The organism is Corynebacterium jeddahense (assembly GCF_028609865.1).
GTDB classification, from domain to species: Bacteria; Actinomycetota; Actinomycetes; order Mycobacteriales; family Mycobacteriaceae; genus Corynebacterium; species Corynebacterium jeddahense.
This window is the reverse complement of the sequence record NZ_CP063194.1, coordinates 2,328,310-2,351,450: the sequence shown is the minus strand read 5'-3', so window position 1 is coordinate 2,351,450 and position 23,141 is coordinate 2,328,310. Positions and strand designations below refer to the sequence as shown.

Annotated in this window: 16 protein-coding genes; 13 read left to right on the top strand and 3 right to left on the bottom strand. The window is 68.2% G+C overall.

Annotated elements, in window-relative coordinates; genetic code table 11:
- Positions 1 to 22 precede the first annotated feature (22 nt).
- Entirely contained in the window at positions 23 to 382 is a 360-nt protein-coding gene (locus CJEDD_RS11290) for a hypothetical protein (RefSeq protein WP_052333735.1), read from the top strand.
- A gap of 251 nt (positions 383 to 633) precedes the next feature.
- Positions 634 to 1,854 (top strand): ATP-binding protein, encoded by a 1,221-nt coding sequence (locus tag CJEDD_RS11285; protein ID WP_042405896.1) that lies wholly within the window; start codon positions 634 to 636, stop codon positions 1,852 to 1,854.
- 422 nt (positions 1,855 to 2,276) lie between these two features.
- Here the strand turns inward: CJEDD_RS11285 and CJEDD_RS11280 are convergent, their stop codons facing one another.
- Positions 2,277 to 2,603: a hypothetical protein gene (locus CJEDD_RS11280; RefSeq protein ID WP_042405897.1), complete on the bottom strand. Its 327-nt coding sequence runs from the start codon at positions 2,601 to 2,603 to the stop codon at positions 2,277 to 2,279.
- Between the two features lie 176 nt (positions 2,604 to 2,779).
- On the opposite strand from CJEDD_RS11280, the gene CJEDD_RS11275 reads away from it, so the two are divergent.
- The 11 genes from CJEDD_RS11275 (at position 2,780) to CJEDD_RS11225 (ending at position 21,175) form a co-directional block, all read left to right on the top strand.
- Positions 2,780 to 4,681, top strand: a complete 1,902-nt coding sequence (locus CJEDD_RS11275) for a glycosyltransferase (protein WP_042405911.1) — start codon at positions 2,780 to 2,782, stop codon at positions 4,679 to 4,681.
- Positions 4,671 to 5,171, top strand: coding sequence for a phosphatase PAP2 family protein (locus CJEDD_RS11270; protein WP_042405899.1), 501 nt, complete (start codon positions 4,671 to 4,673; stop codon positions 5,169 to 5,171). The genes CJEDD_RS11275 and CJEDD_RS11270 overlap by 11 nt, the downstream gene beginning before the upstream one ends.
- Positions 5,171 to 6,166 (top strand): decaprenyl-phosphate phosphoribosyltransferase, encoded by a 996-nt coding sequence (locus tag CJEDD_RS11265; RefSeq protein WP_042405900.1) that lies wholly within the window; start codon positions 5,171 to 5,173, stop codon positions 6,164 to 6,166. Before CJEDD_RS11270 ends, CJEDD_RS11265 begins: the two co-directional genes overlap by 1 nt.
- A gap of 25 nt (positions 6,167 to 6,191) precedes the next feature.
- Positions 6,192 to 8,033: an arabinofuranosyltransferase AftB family protein gene (locus CJEDD_RS11260; protein WP_042405902.1), complete on the top strand. Its 1,842-nt coding sequence runs from the start codon at positions 6,192 to 6,194 to the stop codon at positions 8,031 to 8,033.
- Positions 8,034 to 8,098: 65 nt separating this feature from the next.
- Positions 8,099 to 9,112, top strand: a complete 1,014-nt coding sequence (locus CJEDD_RS11255) for an alpha/beta hydrolase (RefSeq protein ID WP_042405905.1) — start codon at positions 8,099 to 8,101, stop codon at positions 9,110 to 9,112.
- A 382-nt stretch (positions 9,113 to 9,494) separates the two neighbouring features.
- Positions 9,495 to 11,474, top strand: coding sequence for an alpha/beta hydrolase-fold protein (locus CJEDD_RS11250; RefSeq protein WP_052333824.1), 1,980 nt, complete (start codon positions 9,495 to 9,497; stop codon positions 11,472 to 11,474).
- Entirely contained in the window at positions 11,474 to 11,974 is a 501-nt protein-coding gene (locus CJEDD_RS11245; RefSeq protein ID WP_042407961.1) for a hypothetical protein, read from the top strand. Before CJEDD_RS11250 ends, CJEDD_RS11245 begins: the two co-directional genes overlap by 1 nt.
- A gap of 19 nt (positions 11,975 to 11,993) precedes the next feature.
- A complete protein-coding gene (locus CJEDD_RS11240; protein WP_042407958.1) occupies positions 11,994 to 12,962 on the top strand; it encodes a cutinase family protein in 969 nt (322 codons plus the stop codon).
- Positions 12,963 to 12,999: 37 nt separating this feature from the next.
- On the top strand, positions 13,000 to 14,820 hold the full coding sequence (locus CJEDD_RS11235; RefSeq protein ID WP_042407955.1) for a FadD32-like long-chain-fatty-acid--AMP ligase: 1,821 nt from the start codon (positions 13,000 to 13,002) through the stop codon (positions 14,818 to 14,820).
- A 35-nt stretch (positions 14,821 to 14,855) separates the two neighbouring features.
- Positions 14,856 to 19,613, top strand: a complete 4,758-nt coding sequence (gene pks13, locus CJEDD_RS11230) for a polyketide synthase Pks13 (RefSeq protein ID WP_042407953.1) — start codon at positions 14,856 to 14,858, stop codon at positions 19,611 to 19,613.
- Complete coding sequence (locus CJEDD_RS11225) at positions 19,610 to 21,175, top strand: acyl-CoA carboxylase subunit beta (RefSeq protein WP_232297731.1); 1,566 nt, start codon at positions 19,610 to 19,612, stop codon at positions 21,173 to 21,175. Before pks13 ends, CJEDD_RS11225 begins: the two co-directional genes overlap by 4 nt.
- Before the next feature lie 280 nt (positions 21,176 to 21,455).
- Here CJEDD_RS11225 and CJEDD_RS11220 read toward each other — a convergent pair whose 3' ends face one another.
- Both CJEDD_RS11220 and CJEDD_RS11215 read right to left on the bottom strand, forming a co-directional pair.
- Positions 21,456 to 21,806 (bottom strand): DUF3054 domain-containing protein, encoded by a 351-nt coding sequence (locus tag CJEDD_RS11220; protein WP_232297730.1) that lies wholly within the window; start codon positions 21,804 to 21,806, stop codon positions 21,456 to 21,458.
- 17 nt (positions 21,807 to 21,823) lie between these two features.
- Positions 21,824 to 23,128 (bottom strand): SAM-dependent methyltransferase, encoded by a 1,305-nt coding sequence (locus tag CJEDD_RS11215; protein WP_042407950.1) that lies wholly within the window; start codon positions 23,126 to 23,128, stop codon positions 21,824 to 21,826.
- Positions 23,129 to 23,141 lie beyond the last annotated feature (13 nt).

The following is a 23,141-nucleotide window of genomic DNA, read 5'->3' as shown; positions in this document are numbered from 1 at the left end:
GCCGGACGCCCGCGGCGGCGGCGTGGCTACCGAGCTCAACGAGCGCGCGTACGAGGCCGCGCGCCACACCGTCCAGGAACACGGGCCGAAGCTCGCCCCGGAGTCGTACTCCATGGTCCAGGAGTGGCAGGACGCGCTGGCCGAACGCCGCCACGTAGGGAAGGAGAGTTCCCGGGAGCGCCGCGAGGCGTTTGAGCAGGCCTGCGCCGCCGCCATCGAGGTGCAGAACATGGCCCTGGCCGCCGCCACCGCCGAGCTGGAGAACGCCCGCACCGAGCGCGGCTACAACCCCGCGGACGTGGACGCGGTGCTCGCGGAGCTCGACAGCATGGTCTTCGCCGCCGAGCGCGACGCCCTCGCGCCTCCCCGGCGGTTGCGGTAGGGGCCTTTCGCTTATCGACGCCCCTTCGGCCCGCAGATCACCCGAGACCATACAGCGATAGAGCTCAACGCGCTGATTTAGGCAGAAGACTGCCCGCTTTTTGGGCCTGTCATGCGCTATCGCCAACAACCTCCGTTTTCAAAATGACAACCAAACGGCTTTCGATATGAAAACCAACTCATTTTCAATATGTAAATCAACACGCTTTCAAAATATAAACCTGAGCTTTCTAGCTGCTACGATATGGATCCATGGCTCGCGTGTATCTACCGCGTCTCGCGGATGACGAATTGGAGAAGGCGCTCCGTCGACAGGGCGGGGTGCTGATTCAGGGGCCGAAAGGTTGCGGCAAGACAGAGACGGCGAAGCGGCAAGCTGCGAGTTTCCTCAACGTGGAGACTGATCCCGGCGTCTCACTTGCCATGGATACGGACCCGCGGCTGTTGTTGGAGGGTGCGACGCCGCGTCTGATCGATGAATGGCAGTTACAACCGCGTCTCTGGGATTTCGCGCGGCACTCGATTGATGAGCGTCGGACGACAGGGCAGTTCATTTTCACCGGTTCCACAGCACCCGGGGCGGATGCGACGAGCCACTCGGGCGCGGGCCGGTTTGCCCGTTTGACCATGTCGACGATGACGCTTTTTGAAACCGGTGAATCTGATGGGTCCGTTTCGCTTTCAGCGGTGGTTGCTGGTGACCCGTTGCCGTTCGCCGCTCCATCATTGACCCTGCCCGAGTTGGCAGAACGGGTTTGCCGAGGCGGCTTACCCTACAACGTTGGTCTACCGCTCGAAGACGCTCTGGAAAACGTCCGGGACTACGTACAGACTGTCGCGGACGTGGACATCCACACTCCTGGCGGGGTGAATCGTGACTCTGAGCGCGTGAGGCGGATGATCCGCTCGCTTGCTCGGGGCGTCGGAACCGAGCTGGAGCTGCAAACCATTGCGACCGATTCCGATTCGTCGCGAGTGACCACACGGGACTATCTCGATGCGCTGGCGAGCATCTTCGTCTCCGTGGATCAGCCCGCGTGGTTCACGCACCTCCGTTCCAAGGCGACGTTGCGGAAGGCTCCGAAGCGCCACCTCGCAGACCCCTCCTTCGCCATGGCTGCACTCGATCGTGGGCCGGAGCACCTGCTCCGGGATCCTGCCTACTTCGGCCAACTCTTCGAGTCTCTCGTGGTGCACGAACTGCGCGCGCTCACGGGCAGAACGGTCTACCACGCCCGTTTGAACACGAAATTAGAGGTAGACGCGGTCGCGAACGTCGGCGGACGGGACGTGCTCGTCGAGGTGAAGCTCGGCTACAGTCCCGAGGTAATCGATCACGCCGCCGACACTCTCAAACGGTTCGCTGGCCACCTCGAGGACGATCCGGCGTTGGTAGTCATCACTTCTGGTGGCCCTGCCATTCGACGGAACGACGGTGTCGCAGTGATCCCGATCGGGGCACTGGGACCGTAGGTAGCGAGCTCCAACCGACGCAGCGAACCAAATCGGTGCTAGCGACGTTTGCCTTGCGCTGGCAGCCCGCCACGATAGGCGCGCACGCTCGAACCCGAGTCGATGCTGTGATCGTCCCGGCCCCAGCTGTCAAGGCAAATGAGCGCATATCGGTCGGCGTGGCGCTGCTGCTGCCGCCGCTCTGCAACGCGACGGGAATTGACTTAAAGGTAGCAAACGCGCTGCTCACTAGGGGTGCGTTTTCCGCACACACTGTCTCCCATAGCTTGCTTGGGCGAAACCTGAATTCAAGGGGGCCCACCGGCATCTTGCGTCCCTAAAGGCGCAGGTCGCGTTGCGATGGTTTCCCCCGACACTGCTTGCGAATTCAGGTTTGCCTGTAGCAAACACTTGGCGAGTGATGTAACCCCGCCGTGGGGCAGCTACAGCCTCGTGCTGCCGCCTGCACCACCCGCGCCGCCAGACCCCTCGCCGAATTCGCGTCGGTAATGCGCATCCCAGTCGAAGCCCGAATCGAGACCCGTGTTGAACCCCTCGCCGCGGGGGCCGGGGATGCCGTACTCCTCGACAGCCAAAGGGTCCTCAGCGAAGTGCTCGATCTGCGACCCGCGCACGAATAGCACCATGCCGGACACCGCGGCGGCGATGGCGACGAAGACGGCGAGGGAGCCGTCCAGGAACACCATCGCGAGCGTCGCCAAGACCATGAGGAAGCCGCCGAACGCGTAATCCCTGCCCGCAGAACCCATGCGCACGAGTATCCCGGCGCGTGGGCAACCCGTCAACCGCGAGCCACAGCCCGAATTCGGGCGTGCAACCGTTACGCTTGAAACCCAACTGCCCACTCAAGCTACCCAGCACGAAAGTGAGAGCCGTGGATCAGCACGCAAACCAAGACGCCGACCGCGTCCTTGCCCGCATCCTCATGCCGAAGAAGGGCGAGCCGCGCGATGTGCGCATGCTCTACCTCATCGAGCCGGAGCAGAACACGCAGCGCCTGGGCTGGGACACCCGCACGCAGTTCACGGTCCCGGCGGGCCAAGAGGTGAGTTTCGAAACATACTTCAACGCGTTCCCGGCGAGCTACTGGCGCCGCTGGTCGCAGCTCGACGAGGTCATCCTCGCGCTCGACGTCACCGGCCGCGCCACCGTGTCCGTGTACCGCTCGAAGTACGACGGCACCCGCATCAGCGTGACCAACGTCGACGCCAGCGGGTACACGGAAATCCCGCTGAAGCTCGCGAACTTCGAGGACGGCGGCTGGCTCTGGTTCGACCTCACCGCGGACGAGGACACCACCGTCTCGCAGGCCGCGTGGGTCGCCCCGCACGCGCCCAAGAAGCAATTGCTTGCCGACGGCTCCGTCGTCCCCCCGCAGCCCAAACACGTCGCCGTCGGCATTCCGACGTTCAACCGGCCGCGCGACGCCGTCAACGCGCTGCACGCGCTGGCGGAGGACCCGTTCGTGGCCGAGTGCATCACGGATGTGCTCATGCCGGACCAGGGCAACCAGCACCCGGCGGATGAGCCCGATTTCGCCGAGGCCGAGAAGAACTTGGGCGGCAAGCTGACCATCTTCCCGCAGGGCAACCTGGGCGGCTCGGGTGGGTACGCACGCATTATGTACGAGGCCCTCAGCAGCACCGACGCGCCGTTCATCTTGTACATGGACGACGACATCGCCATCGAGCCGGACTCCATCGCCAGTGCGGTGCAGGTGGCCCGGTACGCGAAGTCGCCTTTCCTGGTCGGCGGGCAGATGCTCAACCTGCAGGATCGCTCGCAGCTGCGGACGACGGGTGAGACGGTGGACAAGGACATCTTCATGTTCCGCGCCGCCGAGCACGCGGTGTACGATCACGATTTTGCCAAGTACCCGCTCGGCTACGTGGGCACGGACGAGGAGGACCTGGACCCGAGGAAGACCACCTCGCGCCCGCTGCACCGCCGCATCGACGTGAATTACAACGGATGGTGGATGGACCTCATCCCGCGCGTGGTGGCGGAGCGGATCGGGTTGCCGCTGCCCCTGTTTATCAAGTGGGACGACAACGAGTACGCCTTCCGCGCAGAGGAAGCAGGCTTCCCGACGGTCACCTGGCCCGGCGTGGCCATTTGGCACATGGCATGGGCGGACAAGGACGACGCGATCGATTGGCAGGCCTACTACCACATGCGCAACCGTCTGATCGTCGCGGCGATCTATGGGCCCGAGAACCCGGAGGCGATGCTGAAGAACATGCGAAAGTCCACGCACAAGCACTACATGTGCATGGAGTACTCCACAATCGCGATTCAAAACGAGGCGATGCGCGACTTCCTCGCCGGCCCCGACCAGCTTTTCGACATCCTCGAATCCTCGCTGCCGCGAATCCAGGGCATCCGCTCCAACTACTCGGACGCGCAGATCGTGCCCTCGGCCGCCGACCTGCCCGCGGCCACGGGCGCGCCGGGCGTGCCCACGAAGAAGATCGGCGGGCGCTTGGCCAAGGTGAAGAAGCTGCCGTGGGCGGCCAAGGCGCTGCTGCACCTGACCAAGCCTGAGGACAAAGGCCACTGGGACGCCCCGCAACTCAACCTCACCGCGGAGGAGGCGCGCTGGTTCACACTCGCCCGCCTCGACTCGGCGACGGTGTCTACAGCCGGCGGCACGGGCGTGGCCTTCCGCAAGAGGAACAAGCAGCTTGCCGACGACCTGGCCAACGAACAGAAACAGCTCCGCGAACAGATCCAGCAACGCTGGCCCGAACTCAAGCGCACCTACCGTGAGGCGCGCCCGGAGCTATCCAACCGCGAGAACTGGGGGAAGGTGTTCGATGCCCAGTAAAGAAACGAAGCTCCTGGTCGCGATCCAGGACCTGGCCTACAGCCAAGCGACCGTGAAGGCGGCGCGGGCGTTGAGCCACTTCGGCGAGCACGACCTCGGGTGGTTGGCGCTCGCGGCCGGAGGTGCAATCGTCGATAAGCAACGGCGCTCGAAGTGGCTCGCCCTCGGGGCGGGAACCTTCGCGGCGCACGCGGCGACCGTGGTGCTCAAGCGCATTGTGCGGCGCCCGCGGCCGAGCGACGAGCGCGTGAAGGTGGGGGTGAAAACGCCGTCCCAGCTGTCGTTTCCCTCCTCGCACGCGGCGAACACGGCCGCGGCGGCGGCGCACCTCGCGGACATCACGGGCAGGAAGACGCCGTGGCTGCTCGTGCCGGTGATGATGCTCTCGCGTAACGTGCTCGGCGTCCATTACCCAACTGACACCCTCGCGGGCGCCGCGCTCGGCGTGGGCGCGGCGAAGGTGGCCATCGAGGCGGAGAAGAGGATCTAGTGGAATACACCCAGGAACCCGTCGACGAGCCCCTGATCAAGTCGGAGCCGCACACCTCCGGTGTCGACCAGGTGATGAAGAAGACGCCCCCGAAGAATCTCGCGGACGCCATGGTCAAGGGCCTGCGCCCGAAGCAGTGGGTGAAAAACGTCCTCGTGCTCGCCGCGCCGCTGGCCGCGGGTGCGGACTCGTTCAACTCGCGTACGGCGGTGGACATCCTCCTCGCGTTCGTGGTGTTCTGCTGCGGCGCGTCCTCGATCTACCTCATCAACGACGCGCGCGACGTCGAGTCCGACCGCGAGCACCCGACGAAGCGCTTCCGCCCGATCGCCTCGGGCATGCTGCCGATCAACCTGGCCTACGGTATGGCGGCGGTGCTCATCGCCGCCGCGCTCGGCCTGTCGTTCCTGGCCACGGACGGCGGCGCGCTCGCCTGGGTCATCGGCATCTACATCGCGCTTCAGCTCGGCTACTGCTTCGGCTGGAAGCACATCCCCGTGATCGACATCGCGCTCGTGTCCTCCGGCTTCATGCTGCGCACGATGGCCGGCGGCGTCGCGGCCGGCATCGCCCTGTCGCAGTGGTTCCTCCTCGTCGCCGCGTTCGGCTCCCTGTTTATGGCCTCGGGTAAGCGCTACGCCGAGCTGCTGCTGGTGAAGGAGACGGGCGCGAAGATCCGTCGCTCGCTGCAGGGCTACACCGAGACGTACCTGCGCTTCGTGTGGACGCTGTCCGCCACCGCCGTGGTGATGTCCTACGCCCTGTGGGGTTTCCAGCTCTCCAACGAGGTCGGGGGCACCGCGGCAATCTGGTACCAGGTGTCCATGGTGCCGTTCGTCATCGCGATCCTGCGCTACGCCTCCGTCGTCGACGGCGGCCAGGGCGGCGCGCCGGACGAGATCGCGCTCGAGGACCGAGTGCTGCAGACGCTGGCGCTCGCCTGGATCTTCTGCATCGTCATGGCGGTCTACGTCGTGCCGCACTTCGGGTGGTAGGACCGGAGCCGCTAACATCTCACCAATGACCAACAACGCCCGCCTCTCCGCGCTGCTCGCGGCCGCAATGGCGGGCGTCGCTGCGTTCTGGGGCGGGTGGACCCGGCGCTGGATGTCGGACGACGGCCTTATCGTCCTGCGCACCGTGCGCAACATCCTCGCCGGCAACGGCCCCGTGTTCAACGCCGGCGAGCGCGTCGAGGCCAACACCTCGACGCTGTGGCAGTACCTCATCGCCGCGTGCGCGTGGCTCACCGGCGCGCGCCTCGAGGACGTCGCCATGTGGCTCGCGCTCGTGTGCACCGTCGCGGCAGCATGCGTATCGACGTTTGCCTCCGGCCGCTACTGGTTCACCAAGGGCGGCGCGCACTACGTCGTCCCGTTCGGCATCCTCATCTACCTCGCGCTCCCGCCCGCCCGCGACTTCGCCACCTCCGGGCTCGAGTGGGGTTTGTCCCTGCTCTGGATCGCGGTGTGGTGGGCCCTGCTCGTCGCGTGGGCGGCGCCCGACCGGCCGACCCGCCACGGCATGCCGCCGGTGGGCTACCTCCTCGCGTTCTGGTGCGGGTTGTCCTGGCTCGTGCGCCCGGAGCTGGCGCTTTACGGCGGCGTCACCGGGATCATGCTCATCGCGTACGCCCCGCGCAAGACTGGCGGCATCCTCGCCGCGGCGCTGCCGGTGCCGGCGGCGTACGAGCTGTTCCGCATGGGCTACTACGGCCTGCTCACCCCGCACACGGCGGTGGCGAAGTCGGCCTCCGGCGCGGAGTGGGGCAGCGGGTTCGAGTACCTCTGGGATTTCGCCGGCTACTACTGGCTGTGGCTGCCGCTCCTCGGCGCGGTGGCGCTCGGCTGGTGGTTGCTCGTGGGGACCCGTGGGCGTCGATTAGCAATCGCCCTTGTAGTGGTGGGGTGCGCGCTCGCGCACATCGTCTACGTCCTGCGCGTGGGCGGCGACTTCATGCACGGGCGCATGTGGCTGCTGCCGCTGTTCGCGCTGCTGCTGCCCGTCATGGCGGTGCCGGTGAGCCGCGCGAGCGTCGCGCTCACCGCGGCCGTCGCCGTGTGGGGCGGGGTGACCATCGTGCGCGCGCACCCCATCGACTGGGAGGCGTACCAGACGGGGGAGAAGGAGCTCGGCATCGTCGACGAGCGCGAGTTCTGGACCCTCGCCCTCGGCCGCGAGCTCGGCGATCCCCCGCGCCACGCGGAGGACTTCCTCGGCTCGAAACTCATGCAGAACTGGGAGGACGCGCTGCAAGACGGCATCGATGCGGAGGCCGCGCAGCTCAACCTGGCCTACGTGAGCGCGGATCCGGAGATCTACAAGTGGTTCTACCGCGACCGCGTCGACGCGGAGACCGACCTGAACAACCTGGGCCTCACCGCCTACCTCATCAACCTGGGCATGACCAGCATGAACGCGCCGCTCGACGTGCGCGTGCTGGACACCGTCGGCCTGGCCACCCCGATCGCGGCGCGCATGCCGCGCATCCCCGGCGGGCGCATCGGCCACGACAAGCAGCTCGACCCGGCGTGGCAGGCCGCCGATTCCGGCACCGACCTGGACAGGCTGCCCGCGTTCATCAACCCCCTGCGCGCGAAGCAGGCCCGCGCGGCGCTGCGCACCCCCGAGATCGCCGAGTTGCTGGCCACCTCGCGCGAGCCGATGAGTTGGCAGCGGTTCTGGGCGAACGTGCGGTACTCCGTGGGCAAGGGCCGAACGCTCACGCTTCACGACGACCCGGGGGCCTACCTCGACCCAGCCACCCGCAAGGCGATCCGGCGAGGCGAGGACCCGGGCGAGAGCGGCACGCAGATCGCGTGGCCCGTGACGGTGAAGACCGCAAACGACCCCAGCGAATAGCGACCAGTGTTGCATTTTGGTAACTTGATCGTGTCTATCACCTGAAAAATGATGCGAGGGAGACTATGAACGCCCGATCTTCCGTGCGCCGAAAGCTCACCGCAGTGCTGGCGACCGTCGCCAGCGCCGCCGCCGTCGTAGTCGGCGCGCCGCAGGCGTCCGCCGCGAACCGCGACTGGCTGCGCCCCGATTCCACCGGCATGTGCGAGTGGGACCGCGTCGGCTTTTGGGTGCAGCGCTGCACCGTGTGGTCCCCGGCGATGAACCGTCACATCACCGTGCAGATCCAGCCGGCCCAGCGCGGCGGCAACGCGGGCCTGTACATGCTCGACGGCCTGCGCGCGACCGAGATCACGAATGCTTGGGTTAACGACGTCAACGCCGCGCGCACGTTCAAGGACAACAACATCACCCTCGTGATGCCGGTGGGCGGCGAGTCCTCGTTCTACACCGACTGGAACGCCCCGGCGACGTACGACTTCAACAACCCCGTCACCTACAAGTGGGATACGTTCCTGACCAAGGAGCTGCCGCCGTACCTGCAGCGCAACTTCGGCGTCTCCCCGACGAACAACTCCATCCTCGGCCTGTCCATGGGCGGCACGGCCGCGATCAATCTCGCCGCGCTGCACACGAACCAGTTCCGCCAGACGCTGTCGTACTCCGGGTACCTCACCACCACCATCCCGGGTGCCCAGACCGCCGTGCGCGCCGCTCTTCTCGACGCCGGCCGGTTCAACGTCAACGCCATGTGGGGCTCCTCCCTCAACCCGCGCCGCTTCGAGAACGACCCGTTCCTCAACATGGGCAACCTGCGCAACACCGACGTGTACGTCTCCGCCGGCTCCGCGATCCCAGGCCCGGCCGACGAGAAGTACCTGCCCCAGCACCGCGCCGCGGGCATCGCCCTGGAGTCCATCGCGAACGCGACCACCCACGCGTGGGACGCGAAGGCGACCGCCATCGGCGTGAAGCACACCGCCGTGTACACGCCGACGGGCCTGCACAACTGGGACCAGTTCGGCTCGCAGCTCGAGGCGACGAAGCCGCGCATCCTCAACGTGATGAACGCCTGGTAGGGCGGGCTCGCGCGTCGGCGCTGTTCGGCCGGGGCTGTTCGGCCGGGGCTGTTCGGTCCCGCCCGCCCCGCCCGCCCGCCCCGACCCGCCCGCCCCGCCCGCCCCTTTTTGGCTGTTTCCAGCTACCAAGACCCAGCTAATCGCCATTTGGGACCGATTAGCTGGGTCTTAGTAGCTGGATTTGGCGATTCTGGGGGGCTGGGGGGCGGGCGGCGGGCGATTCTGGGGGCTGGGACCGCGCCACAGAACGCCCCCGCACGGACCAACACCTCGCGCACCGCACGTAACGCAACGCGTGTCGCTTACGACTAAAGCTTCAAGTGAAACTTAAGCTTTAAGCGATACTGTTGTGACACTAGTAGCCCGACGAGGTAGGAGACTCATGCGAGACAACCGGACCACCCCAACCAGGCTGTCGGCCGCGAAATTGCCGGCCGCCCTCGCGCTGCCAGCGGCCCTTGCGCTGACGCTGGCTCCGGCGCTGGCGACGTCGGTAGGCACGAACGCCCAGGCGCAGTCGTCCTCCTCCGACCTGACCGCCCTCTCCTCGAACCGCGGGCTGTCCGACGGCCTGCGCCCCTCGGACCCGCCGAAGCGCACCCCGATCGAGGTGGAGCAGAACCCCGTGGTGCCGGGCCTGCCCGCGGGCGTGTCGGTGGACCGCATCGAGTGGATCACGAACCGCCGCGTCGCCGTCTTTATCAAGTCGGCCGCCATGCCGGAGCACCCGATCCAGGTGCAGATCCTGCTCGCGCGCGACTGGCACTCCAACCCGACCGCGAAGTTCCCCGAGGTCTGGGCGCTCGACGGCCTGCGCGCCCGCGACGACGAGAACGGCTGGACCATCGAGACGAACATCGAGCAGTTCTACGCCGATAAGAACGTCAACGTCATCCTCCCGGTGGGCGGCGAGTCCTCCTTCTACTCGGACTGGCAGCGCGAGAACAACGGCAAGCACTACATGTGGGAGACGTTCCTGACCAAGGAGCTCATCCCGGTGCTCAACAACGAGTTCCGCTCGAACGGCCACCGCGCGGTGACCGGCCTGTCCATGGGCGGCACCGCGGCGGTCAACCTCGCCGAGCGCAACCCGCAGCTGTTCAACTTCGTCGGCTCGTTCTCGGGCTACCTGGATACGACGACCACCGGCATGCCCACCGCGATCAAGGCGGCGCAGCTCGACGCCGGTGGCTACAACGCCGAGGCAATGTGGGGCCCGCTCGGCTCGCAGGACTGGATCGACCACGACCCGAAGCTGGGCATCGAGAACCTCAAGGACATGACGGTCTACGTCTCCGCGGGTTCCGGTCGCGACGACTTCGGCGCCGCCGAGTCCGTGGCTAAGGGCCAGGCCAACCCGGCCGGCGTCGGCCTCGAGGTGCTCTCGCGCCTGTCCACCCAGACGTTTGTGGACTACGCCAGCCGCACGAGCGTGAAGCCGATCGTGCGCTTCCGCCCGTCCGGCGTCCACTCCTGGGAGTACTGGCAGTTCGAGATGGCGCAGGCGTGGCCGTTCATCGCCAACGCGCTCAACGTCGCCGAGGCGGACCGTGGCTCGAAGTGCACCCCGGTCGGCGCGATCGCGGAAGAGACCACCTCCGGCGTCATCGGCACCTGCGTCAACGACGAGTACGACACCGGCAAGGACACGAAGGGCAAGGCGCAGGACTTCCGCGGCGGCACCGCGTTCTGGTCGCCCGGGACCGGCGCGCACGCCCTCTACGGCGCGATCCTGGCCAAGTACAACGCGCTCGGCGGCGCGTCCGGCTGGCTCGGCTTCCCGGTCACGGGCGAGACGCAGACGCCGGATGGCAAGGGGCGCTTCGTCCACTTCCAGAACGGCTCCGTCTACTGGACCGCGGAGACCGGCGCCTACGCTATCCCGGGCGACATGTTCGAGGCCTGGGGCAAGAACGGCTATGAAACGGGCGACCTGAAGTACCCGGTGGCCGAGGCTAACCAGGTGGGCAAGGGTTACGTGCAGAAGTTCCAGGGCGGCTACCTCACCCGCAACCCGGACGGCAGCCACTTCATTGTCCACGGCGCGATCGGGGAGAAGTACGGCGAGATCGGCACCGCCACCTCCGAGCTGGGCTACCCGACGGCGAACGAGGTCGCGGTCAAGGGCGGCTTCTTCCAGGCCTTCGAGCACGGCAACATCTACTGGTCCGCGGCGACAGGCGCGCACACAGTCCTCACCGGCGACATCTTCGACGAGTGGGGTAAGCGCGGCTACGAGCAGGGCGAGCTGGGCTGGCCGGTTAAGGACATGGCGAAGATCCCCGCCGGCGGCCTGACCATCGACTTCCAGCGCGGCACGATCGAGCAGGTCAACGGCCAGGTCAACGTAAGGAAGAAGTAGTGCGCAAGTTCGCATTTTGCTTGGCGACGTTCGCCAGCGCCGCAACGCTCGCCGCGTGCGGCGGCGCGACCGTGGACTCGGACGACGTGACGGAGTCCGGGGCGACGAGCACCACCGCGGCGGCGTCCACGGGCGCGACCGACGCAACCGCGACCGCAACCACGTCGGCCTCGACGGCGACGGTGACGGAGCGGAGCACGTCGATACGCGAGGGCTCCTACGAGGACCAGCCGGCGCGCGAGGTGGACGCGCCGGCGACGATGGTGCCCACCTACTCGCCGCAGGAGCAGGCGTACCTGGACCATCTCAAGGAAAGTGGAGTCAACGTCGACGGTATTGAGGATCAGCTCACAGCCACCGGCGCTACCGTGTGCGCGAACGATCCGATTACCCGCGACGCGGTCGCCGGGCAGCTCGTGGAGCAGCGCCGCACCGACATGGACGCGTCCGCCGTGGCCGCCCTGCTGAGCGACACCGCGCGCGCCAACCTCTGCTCCTAGCAGAAAGGAGCCTCAAGGTATGCGCAGATCGCGCAACGTATTCGTCGTCGCTGCGGTGCTCGTGGTGCTCGCCCTCATCGGGCTGGGCATCTACCAGTGGCGGACGGGGTCCGAGGGGGAGCTGCCGAACGCGGGCGGGCCACTGGGCACGTCGAGTAGCCCGGCCCCGGAGACGGCGGCGACCACGACGACGCCCGCCGAGCCCGAGTGGTGCCCCGCCGTGGAGGTGGTCTCCGTGCCGGGCACGTGGGAGTCCTCCGCCGACGACGACCCGTTCAACCCGCAGGCGAACCCGGCGAGCTACATGCTCACTATTACGAAGCCGCTGCAGGAGGCCTACGACATCGGTCGCGTGCGCGTGTTCACCGTCCCGTACACGGCGCAGTTCCGCAACATCCAGACGGAGCGTGGCCGCGCGGAGATGACGTACGACGACTCGCGCGCGGAGGGCACCGCGAAGCTGTCCGGGGAGCTGCGGTTCGTGGCCCAGACGTGCCCGACGACGAAATTCATCATCGCCGGGTTCTCGCAGGGGGCGGTGATCGCGGGCGACGTGACCTCCCAGATCGGCAACAGTGCCGGGCCGATCGCGCCGGAGCGGCTGCTCGGCGCGGTGATGATCGCGGACGGCCGGCGCGAGAACGGCGTGGGCGTCAACCCCGGCGTGGACGTGAAGGGTACCGGTGCGGAGATCGCGCTGCAGCCGCTGCAGCGGGTGGCGGACACCGTCACCCCGGGCGCGACGCTCACGGGCCCGCGCCCCGGCGGGTTCGGGGTGGTGGCGGACCGCGCCTACGAGATCTGCGCGCCCGACGACACGGTCTGCGACGCCCCGCTCAACGTGGGAAACGCGGTGGAGCGGGCGCGGGCGCTCATCGCCGCGAACGGCAACCACTCCCTGTACGCGACGAACCCGGGCGTGATTCCGGGAACGACGGCGTCGGAATGGACGGTACATTGGGTGCGCGGTGTGGTAGAGAGTATGTAGGCGAATTCGTTTACATATGTACGAGAAAGGGGTTCGGATGGACCTGCAGCAGCTGACTGCCCAATTCATCGGCGCGGACGGGGCCATCGCGCTGCCGGAGCACTTCACCCTCCCGCGGCTCGCGGAGATGCTCTACCAGGCCCACCTCGAGGCGGGGAAAGGCGACGCGGTGAACATCCGCGACTGGGACTTCTCCTCCGCCCCCGACGGCGAGGTGACCACCTACACCCGCACCGAGGTGAACACCCGCATCAAGGCAGTCGCGGCCCGCCTCGCGCAGATCGGGCAGCCGGGGGAGCGCGTGGCCATCATGGCGGCCAACTCCGCCGAGTACCTCTTCGGCTTCATGGGCGCGCTCTACGCCGGCCTCGTGCCGGTGCCGCTCTACGACCCGAACGAGCCCGGGCACGAGGGGCACCTCAAGGCAGTGCTTGACGACGCTGCCGTGCGCGTCGTGGTCACCAACGGCGCCGGCGCGGCAGCGGTGCGCGCCCACTTCGCCGAGCTGCCCGCCGCCGAGCGCCCCCGCATCCTCGTGGTGGACTCGCTGCCGGACTCGCTCGCCGAGTCCTGGCAGCCCATCGCCCCGGTCGACGGGGAGGACACGGGCGCGCAGGTGTGCTTCTTGCAGTACACCTCGGGCTCGACGCGCAACCCCGCCGGCGTGATCATCACCAACGAGGCGCTGGTGACGGACGTGCTGCAGATCAACGAGGCGCTGCAGTTCACTACGCCCCTGCGCATCCCCACCTGGCTGCCCTTGCACCACGACATGGGAGTGATCGTGGCCGTGATCGGCGTGGTGCTGGGCCAGGAGCTCGAGCTGTTCGCGCCACGCGACTTCGTCCAGCAGCCGAAGCGGTGGGTCGAGCGCCTCTCCCGGCGCGAGGACGACCCGCAGGATCTGCACATCTACAGCTGCATCCCCAACTTCGCGCTCGACCTCTCGGCCCGCTACGCCGCGCCGGCGGACCCGTCCGAGTACGACTTCTCCGCGGTGGACTGCATCATCGTCGGCTCCGAGTCAGTGACCAAGCCCGGCGTGGACGCGTTCATCGAGGCGTTCGGGGCGTCCGGGCTCGACCGTACCGTGCTGCGCCCCTCCTACGGGCTCGCGGAGACGACGCTGCTCGTGGCCACGGACCGCACGCAGGATCGGCCGAAGTTCGTCGAGTTCGACCGCGACGCACTCGCGGACGGCAGGGCCGTGCCGGCGGACGGCGGGGTGCCCATGGCGTCGAACGGGCAGCCGGTGAAGTGGATGCACTTCGCCATCGTGGACACCGAAGACACCCGCAACGAGCTGCCCGAGGGCGAGATCGGCGAGATCTGGGTCAACGGCGGCAACGTCGCCGCGGGCTACCTCGACCGCCCCGAGGAGACGGAGGCGACCTTCCACAACACCATCGGCGAGACGCTCCAGGAGGGCCTGCCGCGGGACAACTGGTGCGCCACCGGGGACCTCGGCGTCGTGCTCGACGGGCACCTCTACATCACCGGCCGCGTGAAGGACCTCGTCGTCGTGGCCGGGCGCAACCACTACCCGCAGGACATCGAGGCCACCGTCATGGAGGCGAGCGACCACGTGCGTACCGACGCCGTCGCCGCGTTTGCTGTGCCGGGCGACGACGTGGAGCGCCTCATCATCCTCGCCGAGCGCGCGGACGGCGCCGACGCCGACGGCGACGCCGCGGCCGAGGACGCCATCCGCTCCGCCGTGACCACGAACCACGGCGTCTCGCCCGAGGTCATCGAGTTCACCGAGCCGGGCGGTATCGCGCGCTCCTCGGCGGGCAAAATCGCGCGCCGGGTGAACGCGAAGCGGTTCACCGAGCGCGAACACGCAGGTTCCAAGTAACGAAACGGTCACGGCGGGCGATACTCTGAACTGTTATGAACGAGCATGATCTGATTCAGTGGCTCACCAGTTGGGTCCAGGGTGCCACGGGTGTCGACGCTGTCGACCCCGCCACGCCGCTGGAGACGTACGGGCTGGCCTCGCGCGACGCGGTCATCCTTTCCGGGGAGCTGGAAACGCTGCTCGGCCGCCACGTCGACCCGACCATCGCCTATCAGTACCCGACCGTGGCGTCGCTGGCCAAGGCGCTCACGGCCCCGCGGGGGGCGGTGCCGGAGGCGCCGGAGGTGCGTCGTCACGCAACCGCGACAACTCCCGCGACCCACGACATCGCGGTCGTCGGCTCGGCCGGGCGCTTCCCCGGCGCGCGGGACAACGACGAGTTTTGGCAGTTGCTTCTCGACGGCCGCTCGGCCACCCGGCCCCTCCCCGCGCCGCGGTGGGACGAGTACCTCGGCGACCCGGTCGTGCGAACGAAGATGGCGGAGGAGAACACCGACGGCGGGTATATGGACGGCATCGCGTCGTTCGACCACGAGTTCTTCGGCGTCTCCCCGCTTGAGGCGCAGAACATGGATCCGCAGCAGCGCATCATGCTCGAGGTGGCGTGGGAGGCGCTCGAGGACGCGGGGCTGGCGCCGAGCGCGTTGCGCGGGACGCCGGTCGGCGTGTTCGTGGGCTCGTCGAACAACGACTACGGCATGCTCATCGCCGCGGACCCGGCGGAGGCGCACCCGTACGCACTCACCGGCGCGTCGAGCGCGGTGATCCCGAACCGCATCTCCTACGCCTTCGACTTCCGCGGGCCGTCCATGAACGTGGATACGGCGTGCTCGTCGTCGCTGGTCAGCGTGCACCACGCGGTGCGCGCGCTGCGCGACGGGGAGGCGGACGTGGCGCTCGCTGGCGGCGTGAACATCCTGGCCAACCCGTTTGCCTCGCTCGCGTTCTCCGAGCTCGGCGTCATCTCGCCGACGGGGCGCATCCACGCGTTCTCTGACGACGCCGACGGCATTGTCCGCGCGGACGCCGCGGGCTTCGTCGTGCTCAAGCGCGTCGAGGACGCGGTGCGCGACGGCGACGACATCGTCGCAGTGGTCAAGGGCTCGGCGACGAACTCGGACGGGCACTCGAACGGGCTCACCGCACCGAACCCGGAGGCACAGGTGGACGTGCTGCGCCGCGCCTACGCCGACGCCGGGGTGGATCCGCGCGACGTGGACCTCGTCGAGGCGCACGGCACCGGCACCATCCTCGGCGACCCGATCGAGGCCACCGCGCTCGGCGAGGTGCTCGGCCGCGGGCGCGAGGCGTCGAAGCCGCTGCTGCTCGGCTCCGCGAAGTCGAACATCGGCCACTCCGAGTCCGCCGCGGGCGTGGTGGCGCTGATCAAGGTGCTCGAGGCGCTTAAGCACGACACGATCCCGGAGACCATCAACTTCACCGCGCCGAACCACTACGTCGACTTCGACGCCGAGCGCATCGAGGTCGTGCAGGACCCGCGCGAGTGGCCGCGCTACTCCGGCCGCCGCGTCGCCGGCGTCTCCGGCTTCGGCTTCGGCGGCACGAACGCGCACGTCGTGCTCGCGGACTTCGACCCGGCCGACTACGACGTCGACGTCCCCGAAACCGAGGCGAGCTTCACCGGGGTCGCCGCGGCGGCGCTGCCGGTGACGGGCCTGCTGCCCTCGCGCCGCAAGGAGGCTGCCGCGCGGCTGGCGGACTTCCTCGAGGGCCGCGACGACGCGGACCTCATCCCCGTCGCGCGCTCGCTGGCGAAGCGCAACCACGGCCGCTCCGCCGCCGTCGTGCAGGCCGCCACCGTCGAGGACGCCGTGAAGCGCCTGCGCCAGGTGGCCGACGGCAAGATCGGCCCTGGCATCGCGGTCGCCGACGCGCCGAGCCCGATGGGCCCCGTCTTCGTCTACTCCGGCTTCGGCTCCCAGCACCGCAAGATGGCCAAGGAGCTCATCAACCGCTCCCCGCTGTTCGCGCGCCGCATGCGCGAGCTCGACGAGATGGTGAAGTTCCAGGCCGGCTGGTCGATGCTCGACATCATCGAGAACGACGAGCTCACGTACGACACCGAGAACGGCCAGGTCACCATCACCGCGATCCAGATCGCGCAGACGGACCTGCTCGCCTCCGCCGGCATCACCCCGGCGGCGACCATGGGCATGTCCATGGGCGAGATCGCCGCGGCGTACGGCGCGGGCGGGCTCTCCGACAGCGACGCGATCCTCATCGCCACCGCCCGCGCCCGCCTCATGGGCGAGGGCGAGGCGATGATCGCCGGCACGGACCAGGAGGGCGCGATGGCCGTCGTGGAGCTGTCACGGGAGGCGCTGGCGGAGTTCGTCGAGAAGCATCCCGAGGCGACCGGCGTCGAGCCCGCGGTGTACGCGGGGCCCGGCATGACCACCGTCGGCGGGCCGTCGAAGGCCGTGGACTACATCGTGGAGGCGCTCACCGCCGAGGAGAAGTTCGCGCGCAAGCTCAACGTGCGCGGCGCCGGGCACACGAGCGCGCTCGACCCAATCATGGGCGACCTCGCCGGTGAGATCGCCGGCATCGACGCGAAGCCGCTGCGCGTCCCGCTGTTCAGCTCCGTGGACCGCGGCGAGGTGTACCAGCCGGGCCAGGTCGTGCACGACGACAAGTACTTCCTGCGCATGACCCGCCAGCCGGTGTACTTCCAGGACGCCACCGAGGCCGCGTTCGCCGCGGGCCACTCCACCCTCGTGGAGGTCACCCCGAACCCGGTGGCGCTCATGGGCATGATGAACACCGCCTTCGCCGCCGGCAAGCCGGACGCCCAGCTGCTCTACACCACGAAGCGCAAGGTGGATGAGCTCGAGTCCCTCATGGACCTCGCCGCGAAGCTCTACGTCGGCGGCATGCCGGTGGACTTCGGCGTGTTCTACGGCCCGGGCGAGGCCATCGCCGCGCCGAAGACCGCGTTCAAGCAGGTGGACCACTGGACGCCGGCGCGCCCGTCTTCGTCGCGCACGACGCTGCTCGGCGCGCGGGTGCACCTGCCCGACGGGCAGGTCGCGTTCTCGACCGCCGCGGACCAGGTCTACAGCCCGCACCAGCTCATCGAGGCCGCCGCGGCCGAGGTCGCGCCGGGCGCGCGCGTCGTGGCCACCGAGGAGCACGGCTACCTGCCCGCGGACGGCGAGGTGACCACTGTCGTCGCCGCGTCGCTCGGTGGGCTCGCGGTGAAAGTGTACGACGGCGTCGCGCTCGTCGCGGAGGGCTTCGCGGCCACCCTCGACGTCGCCGGTGCGCCCGTGCAGGGGGTCATGGAGCCCGAGCGTCACGACGGCCCTTCGGCCCCCGCCGACGCCGCCGACGCCGCCGCCGCTGGCACTGATGACGCGGACGTCGAGGCGGTCCGCTGGGACCCCGCCTCCGGCGAGACCGTCGCCGAGCGCCTACGCGGCATCGTCTCCGAGTCCATGGGCTACGACCCGGAGGACCTGCCGGACGAGCTGCCGCTCATCGACCTCGGCCTCGATTCCCTCATGGGCATGCGCATCAAGAACCGGGTGGAAAACGACTTCCAGATTCCGCCGCTGCAGGTGCAGACGCTGCGGGACGCCTCCGTCGCCGACGTCATCCGCATCGTCGAGGACGCGGTGGCCGGCGAGCCCGAGGCCCCGCAGCCGCTGCCGTACAACGACGAGGCGCGCGACCCGGCCGCCGCGACCGCGAAGACGCAGGGTGTGGGCGTGGCGCCGCGCGACGCGTCGGAACGCATGGTCTTCGGCGCGTGGGCGAAGTACGCCGGCGCCGCCGCGGCGGGCGTGACGTCGCCGTTGCCGGAGATCACCGAGCAGCAGGCGGGCGAGATCGCCGCGCACCTCGCCGACCGCTCCGGCGTCGAGGTGACCGCCGCCGACGTCCTCGGTGCCGCGACCCTCGAGCCGCTGGCGAACATGGTGCGTGAGGGGCTGGAGACCCCGGTGGACGGCAACATCCGCGTCTTCCGCGACGGCTCGGCGGACGTGAACCCCGTGTTCGTGTTCCACCCGGCCGGCGGGTCGAGCGTCGTATACGCGCCACTCGCGCGCCGGCTCGCGGAGGACGTGCCGGTCTACGGCATCGAGCGCCTCGAGGGCTCGCTCGAGGACCGCGCGAAGGCGTACGTCGAGGACATCGAGCGGATTGCCGACGGGCGCAAGGTCGTCCTCTCCGGTTGGTCCTTCGGCGGCGCGCTCGCCTACGAGGTCGCGCACCAGCTGGGCAACGACCGGGTCGAGTTCATCTCGCTGCTGGACACGACGCAGCCCTCCGAGCCGATCCCGGACACGCTCGAAGAGACGAAGGCGCGCTGGGGCCGCTACGCCAAGTTCGCCAGCGACACGTACGGCCTCGATTTCGAGCCGCCGTACGAGCTGCTCGAGACCGCGGGCGAGGACGCGTTGCTCGAGATGCTCACCGAGTTCCTCGCCACCACCAACGCCTCCGAGCACGGGCTCGCGGCCGGCGTGCTCGAGCACCAGCGGGCGTCGTTCGTGGACAACCAGATCCTCAACCACCTCGATTTCCGCCGCTGGGCGGACGTCGACGTGCCGGTGCTGCTCTTCCGCTCGGAGGGCATGCACGAGGGCGCGATCACGCTCGAGCCGAACTACGCGCACATTGACGAGGACGGCGGTTGGGGCGCTATCGTGGACGACTTGACCATCGTCCACCTGCCGGGCGACCACCTCGCCGTGGTCGACGAGCCGGCTGTCGGCATCGTGGGCAAGCACATGAACGCATGGATTGAGGGGAAGCGGAAGTGACGGAGTCGTCGATACGCACAAGCTCGACCGCGGAGAAGCTCGCCGACCTGCGCGAGCGCCTGGACAAGGCGCAGGACCCCGGGTCCGAGCGCTCGCGCAAGAAGCGCGACGAGGCCGGGCGCACCACCCCGCGCCAGCGCATCGACGCGCTGCTCGACGAGGGCTCCTTCGTCGAAATCGGCGCGCTCGCCCGCACCCCCGGCGACCCCGACGCGGTGTACTCCGACGGCGTGGTCACGGGCTACGGGCGTATCGACGGGCGCCCCGTCGCCATCTACGCCCACGACAAAACCGTCTACGGCGGCTCCGTCGGCGTGACGTTCGGGCGCAAGGTCACCGAGGTCATGGAGTTCGCGATCAAGATCTCCTGCCCCGTCATCGGCATCCAGGACTCCGGCGGCGCGCGCATCCAGGACGCGGTGACGTCGCTGGCGATGTACTCCGAGATCGCGAAACGCCAGCTGCCGCTGTCGGGCCGCGTGCCGCAGATCTCGATCATGCTGGGCAAATCCGCGGGTGGCGCGGTCTACGCCCCGGTGACCACCGACTTCGTGGTGGCCGTCGACGGCGAGTCCGAGATGTACGTCACCGGCCCGAACGTGATCCGCGAGGTCACCGGCGAGGACATCACCTCCGCCGAGCTCGGCGGCGCGCGCGTGCAGGAGCAGGCGGGCAACATCCAGGCCGTGGTCGCCTCGGAGGAGGAGGCGTTTGACTACGTCCGCGACCTGCTCGCGCACCTGCCGACCTCCACATTCGATGCCGCCCCGGTCGTCGCCGCGCAGCCCGATGAGGAGCTCGACGACTCCGCGCTGGACACCTTCATGCCGGACGACACGAATGCCGGCTACGACATGATGGACCTGCTCGTGCAGCTCGGCGACGACGAGGACCTTGTCGAGGTGCAGGCAAACTACGCCGAGAACCTCATCTGCGCCTTCGGCCGCATCGACGGGCGCGCCGTCGGTTTTGTGGCCAACAACCCGCTCTACCTCGCGGGCTGCATCGACGCCGACGCCGCGGATAAGGGCGCCCGCTTCATCCGCACCTGCGACGCCTACAACATCCCCGTGGTCTACGTCGTGGACACCCCGGGCTACCTGCCTGGCGTGGAGCAGGAGCGCGAAGGCCTCATCCACCGCGGCGCGAAGTTCGCCTTCGCCGGCGTGGAGGCCACCGTGCCGAAGGTGACCCTCATCGTGCGCAAGGCCTACGGCGGCGCGTACGCGGTGATGGGGTCGAAGAACTTGAACGGCGACATCAACCTCGCGTGGCCCACCGCCCAGATCGCGGTGATGGGCTCCTCGGCCGCCGTGGTCATGCTGCAGGGCAAGCAGCTCGCGGCGATCGAGGACCCGGTTCAGCGCGAGGCCATGAAGAAGATGTTCATGGACTTCTACGACCAGGAGATGACCTCCCCGTACGTCGCCGCGGAGCGGGGGTACATTGACCAGATGATCGAGCCCTCGCAGACCCGCATTGCTTTACGACGAGCCCTCCGGCAGCTAGCCTCCAAGCAGGAGTTTGACCTGCCGAAGAAGCACACCATCAGCCCCCTCTAACACGTAGAAAGATTTGTTTCCTATGCTCTCTTCCACCCTTGACATCGTCGGCGACCTCATCAGCATGGTGATCGTGTTCGTCAACGGTCTCCTAGCCAACAACCACGACCCGCTGTACAACTGGGGCTCCAGCTTCTAGCGGTTCCGGCGCAGACCCGGGCGGCGCTGGCCGCCCGGGTTTTCTGTTGCGCGGCGGTCGTGGCGGGTGCGCGCCCTTGTAAAAATTCGCATAAGCGAGCGATTTCTAATAGTGCCCTGACCTGGGGCACCTGGTTGCGGGCTAGCGCTTTTTCGCCAGCTTGGCCACCCCGCGCCAGCCGAGCATGAGCAGCGCGGACATCGTGGTGGCTACGACGATGAAGGACCAGTGGGGAACCCGGCCGTTGCGGATGCCCCAGATCACCAGCCCGGTGACCACGGTGATGATCCAGATGAGACCACCCTTGTTCTCGCGGGTGATCAGCCAGCCCAGCGTCACACCGAGGGCGAACGGCCACAAGGTGGACAGCCAGCCGGAGAAGTTGAAGGGCATCTCGTCGGACTGGTGCGCCGCCCGCGCGAGGAGCGCGAAGGCGGCGATGGCGACGTAGTCGGCGGCGATGGCGTACGGCTTGGAGATGGTGTTGCGCATGCCAGCCACTCTAGAACTTAAAAGACGGAGTCGTTCCACCAGCGGCGCTCGGGGGTGCCGGCGCGCGAGCCGTTTTCGTCGAGCTTGACGCCGATGACCTGGTGCAGCTCGACGACGTCGTGCTCGAAGCCCCACTCCGAGCCGGCCATGTACATGCCCCACAGCTTGGCGGTGTTCATGCCGACCAGCGAGACCGCCTCGTCCCAGTTCGCCTTGAGGTTCTCGCACCAGTCGTGGAGGGTGCGCATGTAGTCGAAGCGGATGTTTTCCTCGTGGTAGACCTCGAAGCCGTGATCCTGCATCTCGTGGATGATGGTGCCGGAGCCGGTGAGCTCGCCGTCGGGGAAGATGTAGCGGTTGATGAAGTCGCCCTGCGGCGTCTCGTGGTTGTCCGGGTAGGTGATGCAGTGGTTGACCATCACGCCGCCCGGGCGCAGCTTGTCGGCGAGGAACTGGAAGTAGCTGGCGTAGTTGTCCACGCCGATGTGCTCGAGCAGGCCGATGGAGGAGATGCCGTCGAAGCCGGTCTCGGTGACGTCGCGGTAGTCGAGGAAGCGCACCTCGGCGAGGTCCTCGAGACCCTCCTCTTTGATCTTCGCCTGCGCCCACTCCGCCTGCTCCCTGGACAGGGTGACGCCGAGGGACTTCACGCCCTGGCGTGCGGCGTAGCGCACCATGGAGCCCCAGCCACAGCCCACATCGAGGTGCTTGTCGCCGGGCTTGAGGTGCATCTTTTCAAAGACGAGGCGGAACTTGTTCTCCTGCGCCTCGTCGAGCGTGGCGTCCGGGGTGGGGTAGTAGGCGCAGGTGTAGGCCATGGACTTGCCCAGGAAGAGCTCGTAGAAGTCGTTGCCCACGTCGTAGTGGGAGGAGATGACCTGGGCGTCGCGCTCCTTGGAGTGCGGGGCGAGGCCCTGGCGGATGGTGCGCTCGAGCCAGGACGCGTGCTCCGCCTCGGGCACGGGCTGGATCTGCAGCGCGCCCATGGAGCGCAGGGAGCGCGCGATGCGCACGATCTCGCGCGGGTTGGGGCGCTTGTAGTTGCCATACAGGGTGCGCATGTCGTCGAAGACGTCGTAGGGGTGGGCGAGGTGCGCGCCCTCGACGGCGAGGCCGTCGGTGACCCAGGCCCGCGCGAGGCCGACGTCGCCGGGGTGGGTGACAATGTAGGACAGACCCTCGGGGCTGTTCACCCGCACGGTGTGCTTCGCGTCCGCCGGCCCGGTCGACGAGCCATCGAACGCCTCCCACTTAAACGGGGTGCCGGAGGGAAAAAGGGTGTCCACGATGTCCGCGACGGTCATCGGAGTGAAGGTTGCCATTGTGCTGAATTCT